The 18,295-nt window shown below is 69.7% G+C and carries 14 protein-coding genes and 2 pseudogenes; 9 read left to right on the plus strand and 7 right to left on the minus strand.

The window, feature by feature from the left end; translation table 11 throughout:
* Nucleotides 1–1,049 (minus strand): zinc ribbon domain-containing protein (locus tag AC07CM_RS48445; RefSeq protein ID WP_478882979.1); only part of this gene is annotated, 1,049 nt, incomplete at its 3' end.
* Nucleotides 1,046–1,672, minus strand: a complete 627-nt coding sequence (locus AC07CM_RS48450; protein WP_478882980.1) for an IS607 family transposase — start codon at nucleotides 1,670–1,672, stop codon at nucleotides 1,046–1,048. The genes AC07CM_RS48450 and AC07CM_RS48445, both read right to left, overlap by 4 nt.
* Before the next feature lie 59 nt (nucleotides 1,673–1,731).
* Here AC07CM_RS48450 and AC07CM_RS48455 point away from each other — a divergent pair.
* A pseudogene (locus AC07CM_RS48455) lies at nucleotides 1,732–2,001 on the plus strand (IS1634 family transposase); the annotation flags it as partial.
* A gap of 572 nt (nucleotides 2,002–2,573) precedes the next feature.
* Here AC07CM_RS48455 and AC07CM_RS48460 read toward each other — a convergent pair.
* The 4 genes from AC07CM_RS48460 to AC07CM_RS48475 all read right to left on the minus strand — a co-directional run bounded on the left by AC07CM_RS48460 (nucleotide 2,574) and on the right by AC07CM_RS48475 (nucleotide 9,901).
* A complete protein-coding gene (locus AC07CM_RS48460) occupies nucleotides 2,574–3,137 on the minus strand; it encodes a Uma2 family endonuclease (RefSeq protein ID WP_478882981.1) in 564 nt (187 codons plus the stop codon).
* 247 nt (nucleotides 3,138–3,384) lie between these two features.
* Nucleotides 3,385–4,710 carry an SWIM zinc finger family protein gene (locus AC07CM_RS48465; protein WP_478882982.1) on the minus strand — a complete coding sequence of 442 codons (1,326 nt, stop codon included), beginning with the start codon at nucleotides 4,708–4,710 and terminating at the stop codon, nucleotides 3,385–3,387.
* Nucleotides 4,707–7,604: a DEAD/DEAH box helicase gene (locus AC07CM_RS48470; RefSeq protein ID WP_478882992.1), complete on the minus strand. Its 2,898-nt coding sequence runs from the start codon at nucleotides 7,602–7,604 to the stop codon at nucleotides 4,707–4,709. Before AC07CM_RS48470 ends, AC07CM_RS48465 begins: the two co-directional genes overlap by 4 nt.
* Nucleotides 7,605–7,645: 41 nt before the next feature.
* The gene (locus AC07CM_RS48475; protein ID WP_478882983.1) at nucleotides 7,646–9,901 is read right to left on the minus strand and encodes a plasmid pRiA4b ORF-3 family protein; all 2,256 of its coding nucleotides are present in this window, start codon (nucleotides 9,899–9,901) and stop codon (nucleotides 7,646–7,648) included.
* 340 nt (nucleotides 9,902–10,241) lie between these two features.
* On the opposite strand from AC07CM_RS48475, the pseudogene AC07CM_RS48480 reads away from it, so the two are divergent.
* Nucleotides 10,242–10,349 (plus strand): annotated as a pseudogene (locus AC07CM_RS48480) (helix-turn-helix domain-containing protein); the annotation flags it as partial.
* Between the two features lie 417 nt (nucleotides 10,350–10,766).
* Here AC07CM_RS48480 and AC07CM_RS48485 read toward each other — a convergent pair.
* Nucleotides 10,767–11,603: an aldo/keto reductase gene (locus tag AC07CM_RS48485; RefSeq protein ID WP_478882984.1), complete on the minus strand. Its 837-nt coding sequence runs from the start codon at nucleotides 11,601–11,603 to the stop codon at nucleotides 10,767–10,769.
* Between the two features lie 301 nt (nucleotides 11,604–11,904).
* Between AC07CM_RS48485 and tpx the strand changes: the two genes are divergently transcribed.
* The 7 genes from tpx to AC07CM_RS48520 all read left to right on the plus strand — a co-directional run bounded on the left by tpx (nucleotide 11,905) and on the right by AC07CM_RS48520 (nucleotide 18,260).
* Nucleotides 11,905–12,405, plus strand: coding sequence for a thiol peroxidase (tpx, locus tag AC07CM_RS48490; protein ID WP_478882985.1), 501 nt, complete (start codon nucleotides 11,905–11,907; stop codon nucleotides 12,403–12,405).
* A 431-nt stretch (nucleotides 12,406–12,836) separates the two neighbouring features.
* Nucleotides 12,837–13,004, plus strand: coding sequence for a response regulator transcription factor (locus AC07CM_RS48495; protein ID WP_478882986.1), 168 nt, complete (start codon nucleotides 12,837–12,839; stop codon nucleotides 13,002–13,004).
* Complete coding sequence (locus tag AC07CM_RS48500; protein ID WP_478882987.1) at nucleotides 13,001–13,486, plus strand: LuxR C-terminal-related transcriptional regulator; 486 nt, start codon at nucleotides 13,001–13,003, stop codon at nucleotides 13,484–13,486. Before AC07CM_RS48495 ends, AC07CM_RS48500 begins: the two co-directional genes overlap by 4 nt.
* A gap of 89 nt (nucleotides 13,487–13,575) precedes the next feature.
* Nucleotides 13,576–14,841: a hypothetical protein gene (locus AC07CM_RS48505; protein ID WP_478882988.1), complete on the plus strand. Its 1,266-nt coding sequence runs from the start codon at nucleotides 13,576–13,578 to the stop codon at nucleotides 14,839–14,841.
* A 35-nt stretch (nucleotides 14,842–14,876) separates the two neighbouring features.
* The gene (locus AC07CM_RS48510; RefSeq protein WP_478882989.1) at nucleotides 14,877–16,586 is read left to right on the plus strand and encodes a sensor histidine kinase; all 1,710 of its coding nucleotides are present in this window, start codon (nucleotides 14,877–14,879) and stop codon (nucleotides 16,584–16,586) included.
* A 103-nt stretch (nucleotides 16,587–16,689) separates the two neighbouring features.
* Nucleotides 16,690–17,670, plus strand: coding sequence for an Hsp70 family protein (locus tag AC07CM_RS48515; RefSeq protein ID WP_478882990.1), 981 nt, complete (start codon nucleotides 16,690–16,692; stop codon nucleotides 17,668–17,670).
* Nucleotides 17,667–18,260 (plus strand): hypothetical protein, encoded by a 594-nt coding sequence (locus AC07CM_RS48520; protein ID WP_478882991.1) that lies wholly within the window; start codon nucleotides 17,667–17,669, stop codon nucleotides 18,258–18,260. The genes AC07CM_RS48515 and AC07CM_RS48520 overlap by 4 nt, the downstream gene beginning before the upstream one ends.
* The last annotated feature ends 35 nt before the right edge of the window (nucleotides 18,261–18,295 follow it).

An 18,295-nucleotide genomic window follows, 5' to 3' on the forward strand; every position in this document is an offset into this window, starting at 1 on the left:
TGGTCGGTCTTGGCGTGCAGCCGCTCGGACTGCCGCCGAAGCCGGTACTGCTTGGCGAGCACGCCGGCAGCCCGGAACTGTGCGCCCGCCCCGAGCGCGGTGATCTGGCCGCCCTCGTGTATCCGGGCCGCGCCTGCGCTGAGGAGCGTGTTCAGGCCCCAGTCCACGCCGAGTGCGACGGTGTGGCCGGTGCGCTGGGCCTTGGGCACGGCGTGGGTGTAGGGGAGATCAGCCCGCACCTTCCCGCCCGCGATACGCAGGGTGGGCAGGTGGATCACGGCGTTCGCCGGAACCGTGGGCGGCAACGTGATCGGGCAGGCCACCCACGCCCAGTCGCGGTATGCCTGCGGGTCGGACCGAGTGGGAAGCTGTAATCGCAGCAGCACCCGTTGCCCGTCCTCAGTCCGCTCGACGGTGGCCTGCTGTCTGTCGCACGCTGCGAGCAGCAGCATCTTGGCCACACGGGGTGTTGGCTCCAGCTCGAACAGGTGGGCAGGAAGACGGTCGTGCTTGCGCTCGAAGGTGGCGATCTGGCGCGTGCGAGAGCGGATGACGCTGGACGGCAGATACTCTCCGCCCGGTATCGCCTCACGCACCGCCTCCCACTCGACGGCGGTCCGCTTCTTCGGATCAGCAGGCCAGGAGGCCACAACCCCAGCCGTCACGTCGACGCGCCACTTCACCGACCGCAGCGCACGACCAGCCATCTCCTGGGCCATGCGCACGATTCGGTCATTGGCCTGGATGCCCTCGGCCGGCGCGACACTCCAGCCGAGGCGGCGCAGCGCCATCCACGCGTTCGACGGCAGCTTGCGGCCCCCGGCATCCACCCCGGAGGCCAAAACGTTCACGTGAGTGGTGTTCCAGTGCGCGGCCAGCAGCGTGCTCGTCATGTCCGCCACCAGGTCGGCGCACCAGCCCACGCGTTCGGCCAGGGCAGCAGGGCCAAGGACCTCGCCGCTCCTCTCGTCCGCCCCGGACCGGATCAGAGCCCGGGCGCAGGCAGTACGAGCCCTCTCGCCGTCGGCGAGCGGCAGCTTCCTGCTCACGCGGCACGGTCCCGGTCATCGCACTGCCCGGACTCGGCCAGCAGCCGGCGGCGGTTCTCCGCGCTACGCATCCCGTACAAGCGGCCCGCGAACGTCGTCACCAAAGAGACGAAATCCTCGAGGAGTTCGTCCCGGCCGCCGAGCGTCTTCGGGTGCAGCACCTCCACCGTGACCCCATACACAGCGAACAGCCGCCTGAGCCAGCCCACACCGAACCGGGCCAACCGGTCCTCATGCGTGACACGCACCACGGTCACCGTGCCGTCCGAGACCATCGCCAACACCCGATTCAAACCGGGCCGGTTCTCCCTCAGACCTGAGCCACGGTCCCGGACGACCTTGACGATCTCCCCCGTGGAGGTGGCCCGCAGCTCGGCCTCCTGGGCCTCCAGCAAGGCCTCCTGCCCGGACGAGCCGGACACACGCACATACAGCAACTCCAGACGCCCACGCGCAGTCGAGGAGTCACTGCCGCGCTTCATGCTCTCCACATCCACCGAGGAGAACCGGCGCTCACGCCCGACCCACGTGAACGGGATCTTGCCGTCCAACGCCCACTGACGCAACGTCATCGGGTGTATCCCAAGACGCTGCGCAGCCTTGGACATCCGCAGCAACTCCATGCACACAACTATACCTGCTCAACACCAGGGATAGCTAATGAAGTTGGTGAGCCTCAGCGCCGCAAGCCGGCCGAGTGCACGAGCGGATACGCGCCCACGTGCTGCTGTGCTGGCTCGCACTGCTGCTGATCCGCGTCGCCGAACGCCGAACCGAGCAGACCTGGCCCAAGATCGCCGCCGCGCTCGGTCGGATCCACCAGGTCACCCTCTCCGGCCCCGCTGGCAGCCTCCATCAGACCACCCGCTTCACCGACATCCAGACCAAACTCTTCAAGGAGTGCGGCGTCCCGCTTCCGCCAAGGATGAGCGGCCTCAAGACCTCCGAATAGCCCCTGAGCTGGGGAAACGCGCTCCGGAGCCGTGGGCACACGGCCCCGGAACCCCGTCATGCCCATCGCCGCAGGTCAGCCCGCACTTCCGCCCACGCCATATGCCTGCCAACTGTCGAACTCGGGAGATGGTGCCAGCCGACACCGCATTGCGTCCCTCGCTTGCAGCGACGACTTTCCGAGCCCCAGAGGTTGCGTTCGCCGGTCACCAGGGCGTCGAGCATGGCCCGGCCCGACACGCCGAACAGGGCCGAGACGACACCGACAGCTTGATCTGCGCGTCCTGCAAAGCCACCTGGCCGCCTACGACGTCCACCACGCGAAGATCTTCGGCCACTGCGAGCAGAGAACCGGCTTGCCCCGTTCATGGCCACGACCAGGTTATGGCCCAAGAACCCTACGCCATCGCGAAACGCGTGTTCTGGGTCGTGGACAACGGCTCCGCAGCAGACTGGCTCAACGCCGCCACCGGCACCCTCAGGTGGCAGGCGACCGAACGCGTCCTCCCCCTCACCTGCCCGCTTATCGGAGCCAGTCAGCCAGGCAAGCCGACTGGCGAAACGGCCGCGGGACTACCTGTGGATCAGGACCCCGGGATCAAAGCCGATCGGAAATGGCTCCTCGATCCGGGCGATGGCGCCGGCCAGGAACTCGTGATCCGTGTAGGAGCCGCAGTGGCGGCGGCCGGCCAGGAGACGCGGAGCGGGCTCCAGCTCGATGCGCCAGTAGTACTCGATGCCGGCGGCCGCGTACAGCGCGGGCTTCAGCTTGCGGTCGGTGAGCCGGGTCGAGGGTGAGGCAATCTCGACCACCGCGAGCACGTCATGCGCGTTCACCGCCGCACCTGCTTCGTCAGCGGCCACGGCGTCGACGACGGCCACGTCAGGGATGAGCAGCCCGTCGGGGACGATGACGTTGATCCCCTCGAAGATCTCGACGTCGGCGTCGGCGGCCGCGGCAGCCTGCTCCAGGAGATTGTGCAGCCGGTGCGAGGCACGCTGGGAATGCGCCAGCCCGGGCGCGGGGCTCATCATCAGCTGCCCTCCGACCAGCTCGACGCGCTGCGTGCTGTCTTCGGGCAGGGACAGGACGTCGTCCAGCGTCCAGGGCCCGACGTGGCTGTTGGCAACGCTCACGGTCCTTTCACCTCCTGCGGGGGACGGCCTCGGTGTGCCCCGCCACGGGCCCGCTGTCTTCCCCCACAGACAGTGCCTTCATGGGCAGACCTCGCGCCTAAAACCTACCACCAGCCACCTTCAGCGCCTGGGCGGAGAAATACGGATGGTGCTTGCCACCGCCATCTGACCTACACCCGAGCGCGCCCCGGCCATCCCCGTGCCGCCGACGCAAGGTGTCCAACTCGACTACTCCTGCGACACTCAGCTACCCGGGCCTGACGTCCCGGGGCTCTTGCGAGCCCGCGGTGGCGGTGCGGGCGCTGGTCAGGGCGGCGAGCGGGTCGGGGTGGGCAGGGGCGCAGGGCCACCAGTCGGTGCGGCCCGCGAGGGTTTCGCGGGCGTAGGGGTGCCAGCGGCCGTCGGGACCGTAGCGGAGCTGAATGCCTTCGGCGTTTAGGGTCAGGCGGTTGCGCCAGGTTCTGACCGGCACCGGCTCGTCGGACTCCTCGAGCGCGGTGCGGGCGGCGGCGAGGGCGGCCGGGTCGCCAGTGAGCGGCGTACGGGCGGTGGTGACACCGGGGATGCCGCCGTGGCGGGTGGCGCGGACCAGGCGGGCGAAGTCGGCGGGGTGGCTTCCCGTGCCGGTGACCAGGCGGTGGAACCACTTCTCGCTCGCGCCCTCGGCGGCGATGCGCAGGGCGTCGTCGGCGGCGTCGAGGTGCAGGGTGAGGGCGTGGCCGTCGCTGAGGCGGCGGGCGCGCAGCGCGGTGTCGCGCATCAGCGCTGTGAGGTCGAGAAGGTTGACGGGGCCGGTACGAGGCGGTTCGGCGGTCAGGGGAGCGGGCTGCGGATCCGGGGAGTGTTCCGGACCGCCGGTGCCCGGGGCCGCCGTGGTGTCGCGGGAGCCGGGTGCCTGCGGGGCGGGCGGGGTGAAGGTGCCGTCCCAGGCGGTGAAGGCCTCGCGGGCGAGGACGCCGTAGGGGGCGGCAGCGCCGGTGTCGTCGGTGGCCGGGTCGGCCGGGTTGGCCGTGGAGGCGGCTCGGCGGCGTGCGCGCAGCGCGGGGAGGAGGCTTTCGCGGTCGCGGCCGCGGAGGGTGAGCAGCAGGAACGGGTTGTCGTCGATGTGGGTGGCGGTGGCGTAGCAGACGGCGGCGGCGTGCTTGCACGGGTAGCCCCAGTCGGGGCAGGAGCACTCCGGGTCGAGTTCGTGCGGCTGGGGCAGGAGCGGTACGCCGGCCGAGGCCGCGTCGGCGACGAGGTCCTCGGGCATCTCCCCGTCGAGCAGGGCGGCGGTGTGCCCGGCCCGGGAGGCGATGGTGTCGAGCAGGGTGTCCCACTGGGCGTCGGTGAGGATGGGGACGTGGACGGTGGCGTCGTAGGGCCAGGGGGTGCTGCCCTCGACTTCGGCCTTGAGCGCGCCGGGCAGGCAGGTGACGGGGTGGACCATGCCCTTGCGGGCGTAGGTGCGGCCGCGGGAGAGGCGGGCGGAGTCGAGGGTGGATGCTTCCAGGGCATCGATCCAGGCCTGGCCCCACCAGGTGGTGGCGAAGGCGCGGGCGCCGCGGCGGGGGGCCTTGTGGGAGGGGGTCATAGGTCTTCTCCCTTGACGGTGGCGGACAGGGCGACGAGTTCGGCGAGGTCGGCGTCGGACAACTCGGTGAGGGCGGCCTCGCCGGAGGCGACGACCTGCTCGGCCAGCGCCCGCTTGGCGCCGAGCAGGCGGGCCACCTTTTCCTCGACGGTGCCCTGGGTGGTGAGCCGGTGGACCTGGACCGGGCGGTCCTGGCCGATGCGGTAGGCACGGTCGGTGGCCTGGTCCTCGACGGCCGGGTTCCACCAGCGGTCGTAGTGGATCACGTGGGTGGCGCGGGTGAGGTTGAGGCCGGTGCCTGCGGCCTTCAGCGACAGCAGGAAGACGGGTACGTCGCCGCGCTGGAAGGCGGCGACCATCTCCTCGCGCCGTTCGACCTCGGTGCCGCCGTGCAGGTACAGGGTGCGCACGCCGCGGTCGGTGAGGTGGGTCTGGAGGAGTCTGCCCATCTGCGTGTACTGGGTGAACAGCAGCGCGGACTCGCCTTCGGCGACGATGGTGTCGAGGAGCTCGTCCAGGAGCCGGAGCTTGCCGGAGCGGCCCTGCAGGGGGCCCGGCTGGCGCAGGTACTGGGCGGGGTGGTTGCAGATCTGCTTCAGGGCGGTGAGGAGTTTGAGGACGAGGCCGCGGCGAGCGATGCCGTCCGCCTTCTCGATCCTCTCCATGGCCTCGCGGACCTGCGCCTCGTACAGCGCGGCCTGCTCGCGGGTGAGCGGGACGGGGTGGTCGGTGGTCGTCTTGGGCGGCAGTTCGGGGGCGATGCCGGGGTCGGACTTGCGGCGGCGCAGCAGGAAGGGGCGGGTGAGACGGGTGAGTCGTTCAGCGGCGCGGCGTCCGTCCTCGGCGCTCTCCTCGTCGCCGTCGGTGCCGAGGGCGCCGCGTTCGATCGCCCTGGCGTAGCCGTCGCGGAAGGCGGTGAGGGAGCCGAGCAGTCCCGGGGTGGTCCAGTCGAGCAGTGCCCACAGCTCGGAGAGGTTGTTCTCCACGGGGGTGCCGGTCAGGGCGACCCGGGCCCGGGCGGGCAAAGACCGCAGCCGGCGGGCCGTGGTGGCGTAGGGGTTCTTGACGTGCTGGGCCTCGTCGGCGGCGATCAGCGACCACTTGATGCCGGCGAGCCGCTCGGCGTCACGTCGCAGCACGCCGTAGGTGACCAGGACGAGTTCGCCGCCCAAGAGGTGGTCCAGGGTGCGCTCGCCGCCGTGGTAGCGGCGTACGGCGAGGCTGGGGGCGAAGCGGGCCGCCTCGCGCTCCCAGTTGCCAAGCAGTGAGGCGGGGCAGACCACCAGTGTGGGCCCCGCGGTGTCGGGATGCTGCTGGCGGTGCAGGTGCAGGGCAAGCAGCGTGACGGTCTTGCCCAGGCCCATGTCGTCGGCGAGGACACCGCCGAGCGTGAGGCGGGTCATGTCGGCGAGCCAGGCCAGTCCCCGCTTCTGGTAGTCGCGCAGAGTGGCGGTCAACTCCGGCGGTACGGCGATCGGTTGGCGTTGCTCCGGTTCGCGCAGCCGGGCGACGAGCTCGCCGAACGTGCCTGCCGCGCTCACCTCGATCCGCTCGCCGTCCCGCTCGATCTCGCCGGTGAGGACGGCCTGCAGCGCGTCCAGCGGCGCAAGGTCGCGCTCTGAGCGGCGGCGCAACCGGGCCAGCAGCCTCGGGTCGGCGACCACCCACTGGTCGCGCAGTTTCACCAGGGGGCGGCGCGCTTCGGCGAGTCGGTCAATCTCGGCCTCGGTGAGCCGCTCGCCGTTCAACGACACCTGCCAGGAGAAGTCCAGCAGGGCGTCCTTGCCGAGGAGAGTGTTCACCGTCGCGCCGGGAGCGGTGGCCGCTCCGATCTCGGCCCGTGCCTCAAGGGCCTTGACCAGGTCTTTTGGCCAGTGCACGCGCAGCCCCGCGTCGTGCAGCAGGCCCGCGGCCTCGTCGAGCAGGTGGGCGAGCTCCTGGTCGGACAGCCGCAGCCGGACGGGCGCGGCCTCGTCGAGCAGCCGCGCCAACGGGGGCCACACCCTGGCGCCGCGGCGCAGCGCGAGCAGGGTCTCGGCCTCGGCGCGCGGGCCGAGCAGGCGGGCGGTGCGCTCCGGGTCGGCCCACAGTTCGGCGGCGTCAGCGATGAGGGAGGGGTCGGCGGCGCTGTGCAGTTGGAGCACGGCGTGGAAGGCCCGCTGCCGCCCGGTGGGAGGTTCCAGCCGCAGCGAGACGTTGACCAGCGCGGAGCGCTCCGCCTCCACCTGGGCGGCCCACTCGGCGAGCTCGGGGTGCGGACTCGCAGCGCGGTCGGCGTACGGATTGCCGGGGGTGGCCAGCGATGCGGCCGGGGTGCGCGGCAGGGTGTCCGCGAGCGCGTCCGTGAACTGCCGTACCAGGGAGCCGGGTTCGGTGATCCTCAGCGGACGGCTGCCGGGCAGGGGCAGGTTGTGGGCGTACGGCGGCAGAGCGGCGGCCAGGCCGTCCAGCGTCCGCTTGCCGTGCGCCCCGAGCGGTCCCAGCCGCCACACGGGATGGCCGTCCGCAGTCAGCGAGGGCTGCAGGCGGCCCTCGCCGATCAGCCGCAGGGCGGCGCGGGCGACGGCGGCCCAGGCGTGCAGCGAGGGATGCGCGCCCCGCCCGGGCAGGTCCAGCAGGAGCGCCAGGGCGGTGCCGGGGGTGAGCCCGTACGCCTCGGCCTCCCTGACCCGTACGCCCTTGCCGTTCGGCAGCGCGAGGCTCAGCGCCAGCTCGTCCACGGCCGCAGGGGCGGCGGCGGGCGCGCGCAACGCACTGTCCGGCAGCCAGTACAGGGCGAGCCGTCCCAGCCGGTGCGACTGCCCGGCCGGCGCGGGCACGAAGACCGCCGCCCAACCGCCGGCCGCCAACTCCCCGGCCCAGGCGACGGCTTCCCGGTCGGCCAGCGGCGGCATCGGCAGAGGCACAGGCGGCCGCTGACCGGGCACGGCGATCCTCACGTGGCGCTCCTCGCCTTGAACGCGGCCTTGCGCAACTTCTTGGCCAGCTGCTTGTCCTCGTCTGCGAGGCTGTCAGCGACGGCACTCAGCACGGCCTCACCGTGCCAATGCCCGGCCCGCCACAGGTCGTCCGCCAGCTCGGCCACCTGCTCGCGCACCCGCGGCCCGCCCACGGGCCCCTCATCCAGACGCACGCGCAGGGCTTCGGGGCCGCCGTCCGCGTACGCGTACAGGCCGTCCAGGCACATCCACTCCCGGCCGAAGGCGTCCTGCCCCTCGGCTGGGTCGCCGATCCGCCGCAGCCAGGAAGCGGCCGTGTGCGCGCACCCGGGCACACCGGAGCCGGCGGCCTTGCGCAGCACCGCACGCACACGGCGCCGCTGGTCCGTCTCCGCGTCCCCGGACCGCTGGGCGGGCAGCAGCTGCTCCAGGACGAGCGGAGCCATGAGCCGCCGCAGCGCATCGGCCCCCTCCATGCCGCCGCAGGCGTCGACGAGCTGCACCGCCGCGTCGGCCGGGGTACGGGCGGCCAGCCAGCCGGCCACCTCCTCCCGCACGTCCTCCAGGCAGGGATACGCGGGCAGCGCGGCCAGCAACTCTGCGGCCTCCGCCTGCGCCATGCGGCCCACCACCGGGGCCGATACCCCAGCCTCGACCAACAGCCGACGCAGCCCGGCGCGGCCCAGCGGCGTGAGGCGGAAGCGGCCCGGCACGGGTACGGACAGGCCGATCAGCAGCCGGTCATCCGCTCGCACGTCACCGGGCGGGGTGCCCTCAGGCCGGTACTCGGCAGCCCCGAACCGCACCAGCAGCCCGGCCGCCTCCTCCCACTGCACCATGTACAGCATCTCCAACAGTGCTCCGGCCGGTCCGCCGGGCATCTCCTCCAGGGCCTCGCCGAAGAAGGCAGCGGCGTCCGCCCATTCTTCCTCGGGCAGCCCGTAGCAGTGCAGCAGCAGGCCGAACCCGACCGGCGGGGCCTGCGCAAGCAGCTCGCCGAGCCCTGGCATCACACGCAGCATCCCGACCGGTTCCGGCAGTTCGGCGAACACGTCGGCGACCGCCCCGGCCAGCATCTCCTGCCACGCCGTCAGCAGGGCGGCGTCGTCGTGCTCGTCCGGCAAGGTCTCACCCGAGGACACCTTCCTGCCGTCGCCGCTCACCTGAACGAACCCGGCGAGCAGCGCCCACTCCCACGGCTCCCTTACAGGCTCCATGTCAGCGGCACTGCGGATCCCGGCCAGCCGCCGCCCACGCGTCTCTGACTTCCCCCACTCGTCCGATGCGGCACGCCACAATTCGGCCTCCTCCACGGCCTGTCGGGCGAGCTTCGGCCGCAGCACCCCCTTCGGGGTGAGCTCCCGGCCCGCGCCGCACCAGTGCCCGAGCCGCACCGCCGCCATGAAGTGCTCGGCGCCGCACGCCTGCCGGGCCAGCTCGGCATCCCCGGGCAGCCGGATCGCCGGTGCCACCCGCGACTTAAGGCCCAACGCCTCGGTGACGACGTCCGCGAGCCCAGCCCCGGCCTCGCCGGAAAGCGGGTGCCACTCGCCGCAGGAAGGGCACGGGAACCGCCCGCCCTGCTGCCCGCCCGCACCGCCACCGTCCATCGTGAGCAGCGGCAGCCGCTCCAGCGCCCGGTTCAGCTCGGCCACATCCAGACGCGCCGGGTCGAACCCGGTGGCGAACATTTCGGCAAGTACATAGTCGGTATGACTGCCGTACTCCGGCTCACCGTCCTCCTCGGCAACCGGCACGGGCCGCTCGCCCGCCTCGTACCGCTCCAGCAGGTGCTGCAGCGCCCAGACCCCGCCGATGTCGTCGCAGTCCGGCAGCTCCCGCCGCCCGCCCGTGCAGACCACGTGCCCGGCCTCGTCCGGTCCGGCCGGACGGACCTCCTCGAGAGTGATCCGATGCTCCCAATCGTCCCCGAGATCGTACGTGTACGACACCCGCCCCCCGGCCCCCGGCAGCACATCCGCCAGCGCCACACCGTCCTCGTCGTCCCACCCGGAGTGGAAGGCGCCGCCGAGCGGGTCGCGCTGCGGACCCCACGCCGAGCACCGCCCGTCCTCGAAGACGTGCAAGTGCATGCCGTCCCAGCCGAACAGCACCTGGATCACCTCGTGCAAGCCAGCCAGTGAGAGCCGCGAGGGCACCCGCACCCGGCGCCACACCGGTGGACGCAGTCCCCGCAACTCGATCTTCAGTTGGTGAACGGTGAGCCCGCCGGAAACCGCTGTATTCGGCATGCGCTGTGGATCTACCTTTGCTCAGGAATGTGCATCACCGCACCCTCGACGAGAAGGTGCGGTGAGCCGAAAGGCTGACACGCACCATTCTGGCAGCCGCGCCGCAGGACACGGACGGACCGAGCGGGATTCGCCGGAACGGGTTGACAACCCGGAAGGGGGTCGACGGGGGCGCGGACGCGGCGGTGGGTGTGGTGCTTCACCTGATTTCTGGCCAGGAAGCGTGGGACTTCGGCCCCGGGAGAATGGTTTCCTCGGTGTGGAGCCGCGCAGCGGCGGAGTTCGCTTCGTTGTGCTTGTACGGCAGCTTGTCCTCTCGTGACCAGCCCCACTAGTGTGGGCCGAGGAGACCACCCGCTCCTACGGCGGCGTGCACCGGCTCCTGGCCGACACCGGGGTGGCCTTCCACTCACGCGGCGGGGCGACGCGCGGGAAGCCGGCGTCGTGATCCCCTGCCGCCGCACCGCACCAAGGCCGGCATCCGGCCCGGCGCCGCAGGCCCCGGGGACGACGGACCTTTCGGGCCATGCGGCGGTGCGGAGCCAAGACGGCCGTGGAGGGAAGGGGCGGCGCAGCATCGGCTCGCACATCTATATGTGGATCATGGTGAATCTTCGGGATTCCTGACGACCCATCATGATCCACACAAGCTCGCCAGTTCCTCCGACCCGGTTGACATGCTGCACCGGAGGAAAGAAGCCCGGCCGAATCCGCGGGATAGTGCACATTAGTCACGACAGGGCGGCATGACCGTCCCCGTACCGGCCGAACGAGAGCCCTCCGCCAAGCGGGCACCCCATCACCGGATGCGTTCCTGCTGGCGGCCTGCACGCTGCACACAGCGTGCAGGCCGCTCTGAGGAACGTCAGGCCAGGTCGAACTTCGCCGGGTTCGGGCCGAGGCGGCGGTCCGCGTTCAGGACGCTGATCGCCGCGAGGTCCTCGGTGTCCAGGGTGAAGTCGAAGACGTCGAGGTTCTCCGTGATCCGGGACGGGGTCACGGACTTGGGGATCGCGACGTTGCCGAGCTGAAGATGCCAGCGCAGCACGATCTGGGCGGGCGTGCGTTGATGCTTCTGGGCGATGGCGACGACGGCCGGGACCTCCAGCAGGCCCTTGCCCTGGCCGAGCGGCGACCATGCCTCGGTGGTGATGCCCCGCTCGGCGTGGTACTCGCGTGCGGCGCTCTGCTGGAGCAGGGGGTGCAGCTCGATCTGGTTGACGGCGGGGACGACCGAGGTCTCGTCGATCAGCCGGTCGAGATACTCGGGAAAGAAGTTGCTGACGCCGATCGCCCTGACCCGGCCGTCGGCGTACAGCTTCTCGAACGCCCGGTAGGTGTCGACGTACTTGTCCCTGGACGGCGTCGGCCAGTGGATCAGATACAGGTCTATGTAGTCCAGACCCAGCTTGGCCAGCGAGGTGTCGAAGCCGCGCAGAGTGGTGTCGTATCCCTGGTCGCTGTTCCACAGCTTCGTGGTGATGAACAGGTCCTCACGGGGGATGCCGGAGGCGGCGACGGCCCTGCCGGTGCCCTCTTCGTTGTTGTAGACCGCCGCCGTGTCGACGCTGCGGTAGCCGGCCTCCAGAGCGGTGGCCACGGCTTTCTCCGCCTTGGCGTCCGGAACCTTAAAGACGCCAAAGCCTAGTTGGGGCATCTCGACGCCATTGTTGAGAGTGATCGATGGGACCTTGCTGCTCACGAGCCTGTGTCCTTCGCTTGCCGACCATGGGGTGCGGGTCCCCCCATCGTCGACGATCATGCACGGCCCCCGCACCCCTTTCCTCGCAACTTCCTCACGACTTACCCACGGCTTACCCGTGACTTACCCGCAACCGGAACCGCACCGGGGCAAAGGCGGTTCACCGGGCCGGAGTTGCGGCAGCGGTCGTACTCCGGCACGTCGGCCGCCGTTCATGGGTGGTGGCCGCATCGTTTGTAGTGGGCGCGGCTCGGTAGGATCGCGGGTGTTGGCACAGAGCACTCTCGGAAGGCGTTTACTCATGGCGAAGGTCACGTTGAAGGGGAACCCCGTCTCTGTTGGCGGCACCCTTCCCCAGACGGGCGACATCGCACCGGCGTTCACGCTGGTCGGCGCTGGCCTGGCGGACCGCTCCCTCAAGGACTTCGCCGGCAAGCGCAAGGTCCTCAGCATCTTCCCTAGCGTCGACACCCCCACGTGCGCGGCCTCCGTGCGCAAGTTCAACTCCGTGGCCAACGAGCTCGCGGACACGGTCGTGCTGTGCATCTCCGCCGACCTGCCCTTCGCACAGGCGCGGTTCTGCGGCTCTGAGGGGCTGGAGAACGTCCACAACTTGTCCGCCTTCCGCAACCGAGAGTTCCTCGCCGAGTACGGCGTGGCGGTTGAGGACGGCCCGCTGGCCGGTCTCGCGGCCCGGGCCGTGATCGTGCTGGACGCCGAGGACAAGGTCCTGCACTCGGAGCTGGTCCCGGAGATCTCCGAGGAGCCCCAATACGATGCCGCCCTGGCCGCCTTGAAGTAAGGACGGTACAGGCCGAAAACGGCACCGGCCCTACCCCCGCTCGACGCGGGCGGTGAGGCGGTGCCGTTTTCGAGCCCCGGCGTGCCTCGCCCCTGGGCCCACCTCCCTGACCTCTCGGAGCCCGCTTGACCCCGCCCCAGCCTGGCCGTTCGCGTCAGACGGAATGTCTCATGAGACAGCCCCGGTGGCCTAGCCCAGATACCAGCCGCAGCGTCCCATGGAGCATCGAATGCCGTGCTGCGCTCATGGGCTTGCTGCGGGCACTCACCCGCGCCCCGTCCTCCCCGGAGTACGTCCCGCACACTCAGCAGAACGCGGAAGCCTTGACTACGCCGGAGCGAGATCACTGAGCTACCTCCTCGTTCATGGCGGGCCTTGTGCGATAGTCCGCCCCTCGGGAGAATCACCCGAGTGATGATCCAATGCGAGTAGTGATCGCCGACGACGGAGGTGTTGTCCGCGAGGCCTTGGCCCTCATCCTTGCGTTCAAGGGCCACGAGGTGGTTCACACCGCCGCGAACGCCAAGGAGCTGCTCGACTTTGTTCGAGTGGACACACCGGACATCGTCCTGCTGGACATGAAGTTCGTCTGGACATGAAGTTCGTCGAGCGGCCGGGCTCCCGGCCCGATGTGACCGTTGGTCTCGCAACGGCGCGGGAGCTCCGGGAGATCGCGCCTGAGGTGGCGATCCTTGTCATGTCCGCCCACGAGGATTTGGTGAGCGCCCAAACTGTCATCGAGCTCGGCACAAGGACGGGTTTTGTCCACAAGGACCGGGTCGACAACGCCGAGCTCTTGCTGGACATCATGAAGCGTGTCGCAGGTGGCGGCAACGTCATGGACGGCGAGATCGTGCGACGGCTCATAGAGGTCACGACCCTAACTCAGTCCGAGCGGGAGGTCATGGCCCTCGTCGCCGAGGGGTACTCCAACGCGACCATCGCCGAGATCGGGCACATCTCAGTCAAATCGACAGAGCGAATCATTCGCGACGCCTACGTGAAACTCCGCATCAATAACGACAGGTCGATCAACAAACGGGTCGCCGCAGTCCTCGCATACCTGGCCAGGTACGGCTGAGGCCCGCGGTCCAAGGGTTATCCCCCCTTAGCCGCCACGGCCTCCGAGCCCACACTGGAACAGCCCGCGTCCGTGTCAGAAGGGCCGCCATGACGGACGAGATCTTTCCGCAGTCCTCCGCCTCTTCCACCGAGGACCTCGACCCGCGAACCTCAGGAACGTCCCACTCCTGGGAGCCCGAGCAACTCCCGATCTCCGGCTCGTCGTCGACCTGGGACCAGGAACGCCCGTACACGTCTTTCTCCACCAACGACGTCGAGGAGTTCCTGCCCCCCGTATCCACGTCGTCGTGGGAGCCTGGACAGGGCCGGGAGGCCGGCCCTCAGAGTGCGCAGCAGGCGGATCGGGATCCGGTGGCCGGGTACGGGCTGAGGGAGGAATTCCTTGTCGCCGAGCCCGCGCAGGCGTCCAGCACCTGGTATGAGCGAGACGAGATGGCGGGGTACGTCGAGCGAAACGGGCTCGTGGAACCCGTCGAGCAGAACAGTGGCGGCCTCGCGAGCGCCGGGGCCGAGTTCGTCACCGAGATAGTGAAAGGCGCGGTGATGGGCGACTTCGCCGATCACCCGACCGCAGGCTCCATCATCGGACAAGTCATCGCTGGCGAACTGCTTCCTGGGGCCGATGTCCGTGACCTTGTTGCTTCGGCCGTGCGGGTGGCGGAAGGCGACACGGACGCGTTGAAGGATCTCGGCCTCAACGCTCTCGCGGTCGTCCCTGGCATCAGCGCGTTGCGCGCGGCCGGACGGGCGGAAGATCTCCTCCGCCATGCCGACCATGCGCGCGAAGCCCTCTACGGCCTGAGCCATGCCGAAGAGGCGACCCTGCACGAACTCAAGGCCGCGGCCCTGGAGTCCACCCCTCGGCAGTCGACCGGAGGTTTCCGCTCGGAGGTGCGACGGTCGGGCGATCTCGAGGTCAACGTCCTGGAAGGCGTGGTCGGCTCTAAGGTCCCCGACAAGGAAAAGCTGACAGAGTATTCAGTCGCGCTTCCTAAAGAAGACAAGACGCACGGCATCGGGGCACGCAACGGCGAAGACCTTCCCGAGGGATACGCATCGAGCCCATTCCGATTCAACCGGGGAGACTTGAACTCGGTGGAGTACACGATCCGCAAGGCAGCAGATGACGCGCGGAGCCTGGGCGCGACGGTGGAGACCCAGACCGTCAATTTCGTCCGGCACACTCGAGTGGGAGACGAGGTCGTCCCAGTCCTCATCGGTACGGAGCGGCGTGCGTGGCTGCGGATGCCGGGACGGGACGAGCCATACCAGTTCGTGGACTTCGTTCGGCGCATCGACCCGTCCACCAGGAAAGCCATCATTCCACGCGGTTCGCGAGGGAGCATTCCCTGATCACGGGGGCACCCAGGAGGAGACTGCTCGTCGCGGTGAGCACAGCGGCGGCCTCCGCCTGGGCGATCACCGCGATCTCCATAGCCTGGGGACACAGCCCGTTCTGGCCGTGGACGGATTACTTCACTCAGCCTGTCGGACTGTTCTTCATCGGTGTGGGGGCCCTCGTCCTGGCCTACCAGCGCAGCAGCGCCCGCAGGGGATCGCTGCTCATGGCTATGGGCGTCGTCTACTACCTCGGTGACCTCCAGCTGAGTGCCGACCCGTGGCTCTTCACCATCGGATTCTGGCTGTTCCACCTAAACGCGGTCGTGCTCGCCCACTTGCTATTGGTGTCTCCCGAAGGCCGTCTGCACCGGGCCGTCGAGCGCCGCACTATCCTCGCGCTCTACGTGGTGACGCCGCTGTTTCAGGGACTGCGCGTCCTCTCGGAGGATCCACTGGAACCGCAGTTGTGGGGCGACCCCCACGCGCCGTACTCGGTGTGGGCACCGGTCGGGAGCGTGGTCGCGTTCGCGCTGACCGTGGCCGTCCTCGGATGCGTCCGAACGCGGTGGCGGTCGGAGAGCTCTGCAGCCAAGCGGGCAAGATGGCTCTTCTGGACGTCCGTCGTGCTGATTGGTGTGGTGTCCGCCGTCTCCGCGTGCGCGAGCCTTGTGCACGCGTCGATCGACGTGCAGGGTCTCATCCTCGTCGCCTACGACCTGTCCGTCGGTTTCCTGGGGGCGGCATCGCTCCTCGGGCCGGTACGGACACTGCGGGCCCACCGGAGGATCTCGCTCATGCTGAGCGGTTGTGAGATTCCCGGTGTCCTCCGGCCCCGCCTGCAGGAGCGAATGGCCGAAGCCCTCGGCGATCCGCACCTGCTCCTCGCCTACCGCCGCCCGGGGACCGACGACTACGAGGACGTCCACGGCCGGAGGCTGGAGACCCTTGAACCGCCGGGCCGGGTGGCGACGCTGGTCGGCCCGCCGGACGATCCCTCCGGGGCGATGATCCACGACCGCTTCCTGCGGGAGTATCCGCAGGACGAGCGGTTGCGGGCGGCTCGGTCGTTCTTCGCCCTGATCGTCAGCCGTGACCTCAACGCTCTCAGAACCGCCGGCATGCAACAGGTGGAGCAGGACGTCCGTCAGCACATGGCCGACCGTATCCACGACGGGCCGGAGCAGCTCTTCATCGCGACGCAAGGGTACCTCGGCCTGGTGCGCGACATGCAGGCCGATGCCCAGGCACGCGAGATGCTCGTCAAGGCGATGGAGGTCCTCAGGGTCGGCCAGCGGGAACTCCGGGAGATCGTGCTTGGGCTCCATCCGGAGGTACTGGAGAACAAGGGGCTGGCCGCGGCGATCAAAAAGGTCTTCCCCAGCCCCGCCGCGGACCCCGGCGCGATGCTTCTCAGCAGGACCCGGCCGCTGGAACACCTGCACATGGAGGACGAGAGCCAGCGCTGGCACCGACTGGTCGAACTGGCCGCCTACTACACCGTTCTGGAAGCCGTGTCCAACGCCCGCAAACACGCGGACGCCAGCGAGATCCACGTCCGAATCATCGACGAGGTTAACGCCCTCAAGATCGTGGTCTCGGACGACGGTATCGGCGGCGCGCAGGCGCGAGAAGGCGGAAACGGCATGCGGACAATGCGCAACCGTGTCGGCGCCCTGCGCGGCACGCTGATCGTGGAGTCACCCGCGCGAGGCGGTACGACGATCACTGCCATGCTCCCCTTCGGAACCGTCCTCTAGCGGCGAGGCTTTTCCCGCATACATGAGGGATTCCCCCGCTGATGTCGCCCTTGGCGCGCCCGTGAGCATGAGTGCACACACGCGGAACATTGAAAGGGGCGGCATGAGGTGTGTCGCTGTAGCGGTAGGGGCGCGAACGTGCACGTCTGCGGTCACGGAGGGACGGGGCATCAGAATTCTCTTCTCCGGCTTTCCGGCGACCGTCGCGCTCACCGATGACAACCGCCTCGTCGTCGGCCGGACGGCTGCCGCCGCGGATCCCGGGAACGCCGAACCCGCCCCGCTCGGCGCTCTCCTAGAACAGACCCGCACGATCCTCAACGGACGGCCTGTGCGGACGTCCAGCCTGGTCGCGACCCTGCTCATGAGGCTCGGCCGGGTCACTGATGCCAAGCCGGACCTGTCGGTCATCGTCTGCCCGCCCGCATGGACCGACGGGGAGGTGAGGCTGCTGGCCGAGGCGGTCGTCGAGGCCGGGCTGACGCCCTTCCGCGTGATTAGCGAGCCGGTCGCCCTCTCCTGCTGGAGCTGCGTCGATCAAGACATTCCGCCCGGCAAGGCGCTGGCCGTCGTGGACATGGGCGCGACCGGTACGAGCGTCTCGCTGGTCACCCGGACACGTTCGTCGTTCGTCCTCACCGCGACCGACAGGATCCAGGTCGGCGGCGACGCTCTCGACGAGATTCTCGCCCGCCATGTGGCCGCGGAACATGGGGTGAGCGTCCCCCGGTCCCGAGTGACGGCCGCGAGAGAGTCACTCTCCTCGTCGCTGGCGGTGGTCATCGAAGAGCGTACGATCCGCAGGGCCGAGTTCGAGGAAGCCATCGCGGCGGCACTGACCGACGTGGCGGACCTGGTGAGCCGGACGGTCGGTGAGCACCGAGTCGATGCGGCGGTACTCACCGGCGGCGCTGGCATCACCCCAGCCCTGGGCGGACTCCTCACTTCGAGCGGACTTCCGATCAAGGACCTTGCCGACCGCGCCGAGAGCGCGGTGCGTGGCGCGTTGCTGCCCTGGACGGGACTCTCGGTCTCGCGGCGGCGGTGGGCCCACACCGAACGTCTCAAGTGGGGTGCGGCATGACCGATGCGCACCTCCCCTACCTGCGGGTCGTGATGCTCGGGCACGAGGGCTCGGGAAAGACGACGCTCCAAGTCCGTGCGTTCGGCATGGGTGAGGGCGGGTTCGGCGATTTCAAGCTGAGTGCCGCGCCCGGTGACGCCGGGCGGCTCCGCGCGGCCTCACGCCTCATCGACGAGGGTTTCTACCCCCCGGGCACCGACCTGCGTTCCCACCTCGATGTGAAGCTGCTCCACCTGGATGAACCGTGTCTCGGTTTCCTCTGGCGGGACTACCGGGGCGGTTCGACGGGTGAGGGACCTGACAGCGTCGAACTGCAGGAGCTCCGCAGCGATCTGCGGCGGGCCGACGCCGTCCTCGTGTTCGGGAGTTGCGACACCCTCGTCCGCGAGCGGAGATCATGGTGGGACGCTGGCACGCTGATGCAGCTCGTGTCGGACACCCTGGCCGAGCAACGCTCCAAGCCCGTACCGGTCGTCCTCATCCTGAGCAAAGCCGATCTTGTCAATCTCGACGATCCGGCGGTCTTGGAGCAAGGCCGGGAAGTTAAGGCTGGCCGGGGCACTGTCCAGGCGGGGGCTGATGCGCGCTGACCTGGGAGTACATGCGGAACGGGACCGCTGGTAGA

This window comes from Streptomyces sp. NPDC044061 (genome assembly GCF_056434305.1).

Coding starts and splice junctions, on each gene's coding strand:
- AC07CM_RS48465 (WP_478882982.1), bottom strand. CDS start 4,710: ATGACCCCCTCCCACAAGGCCCCCCGCCGCGGCGCCCGCGCCTTCGCC.
- AC07CM_RS48450 (WP_478882980.1), bottom strand. CDS start 1,672: ATGGAGTTGCTGCGGATGTCCAAGGCTGCGCAGCGTCTTGGGATACAC.
- AC07CM_RS48470 (WP_478882992.1), bottom strand. CDS start 7,604: ATGCCGCCGCTGGCCGACCGGGAAGCCGTCGCCTGGGCCGGGGAGTTG.
- AC07CM_RS48500 (WP_478882987.1), top strand. CDS start 13,001: ATGAAGTTCGTCGAGCGGCCGGGCTCCCGGCCCGATGTGACCGTTGGT.
- AC07CM_RS48505 (WP_478882988.1), top strand. CDS start 13,576: ATGACGGACGAGATCTTTCCGCAGTCCTCCGCCTCTTCCACCGAGGAC.
- tpx (WP_478882985.1), top strand. CDS start 11,905: ATGGCGAAGGTCACGTTGAAGGGGAACCCCGTCTCTGTTGGCGGCACC.
- AC07CM_RS48515 (WP_478882990.1), top strand. CDS start 16,690: ATGAGGTGTGTCGCTGTAGCGGTAGGGGCGCGAACGTGCACGTCTGCG.
- AC07CM_RS48520 (WP_478882991.1), top strand. CDS start 17,667: ATGACCGATGCGCACCTCCCCTACCTGCGGGTCGTGATGCTCGGGCAC.
- AC07CM_RS48475 (WP_478882983.1), bottom strand. CDS start 9,901: ATGCCGAATACAGCGGTTTCCGGCGGGCTCACCGTTCACCAACTGAAG.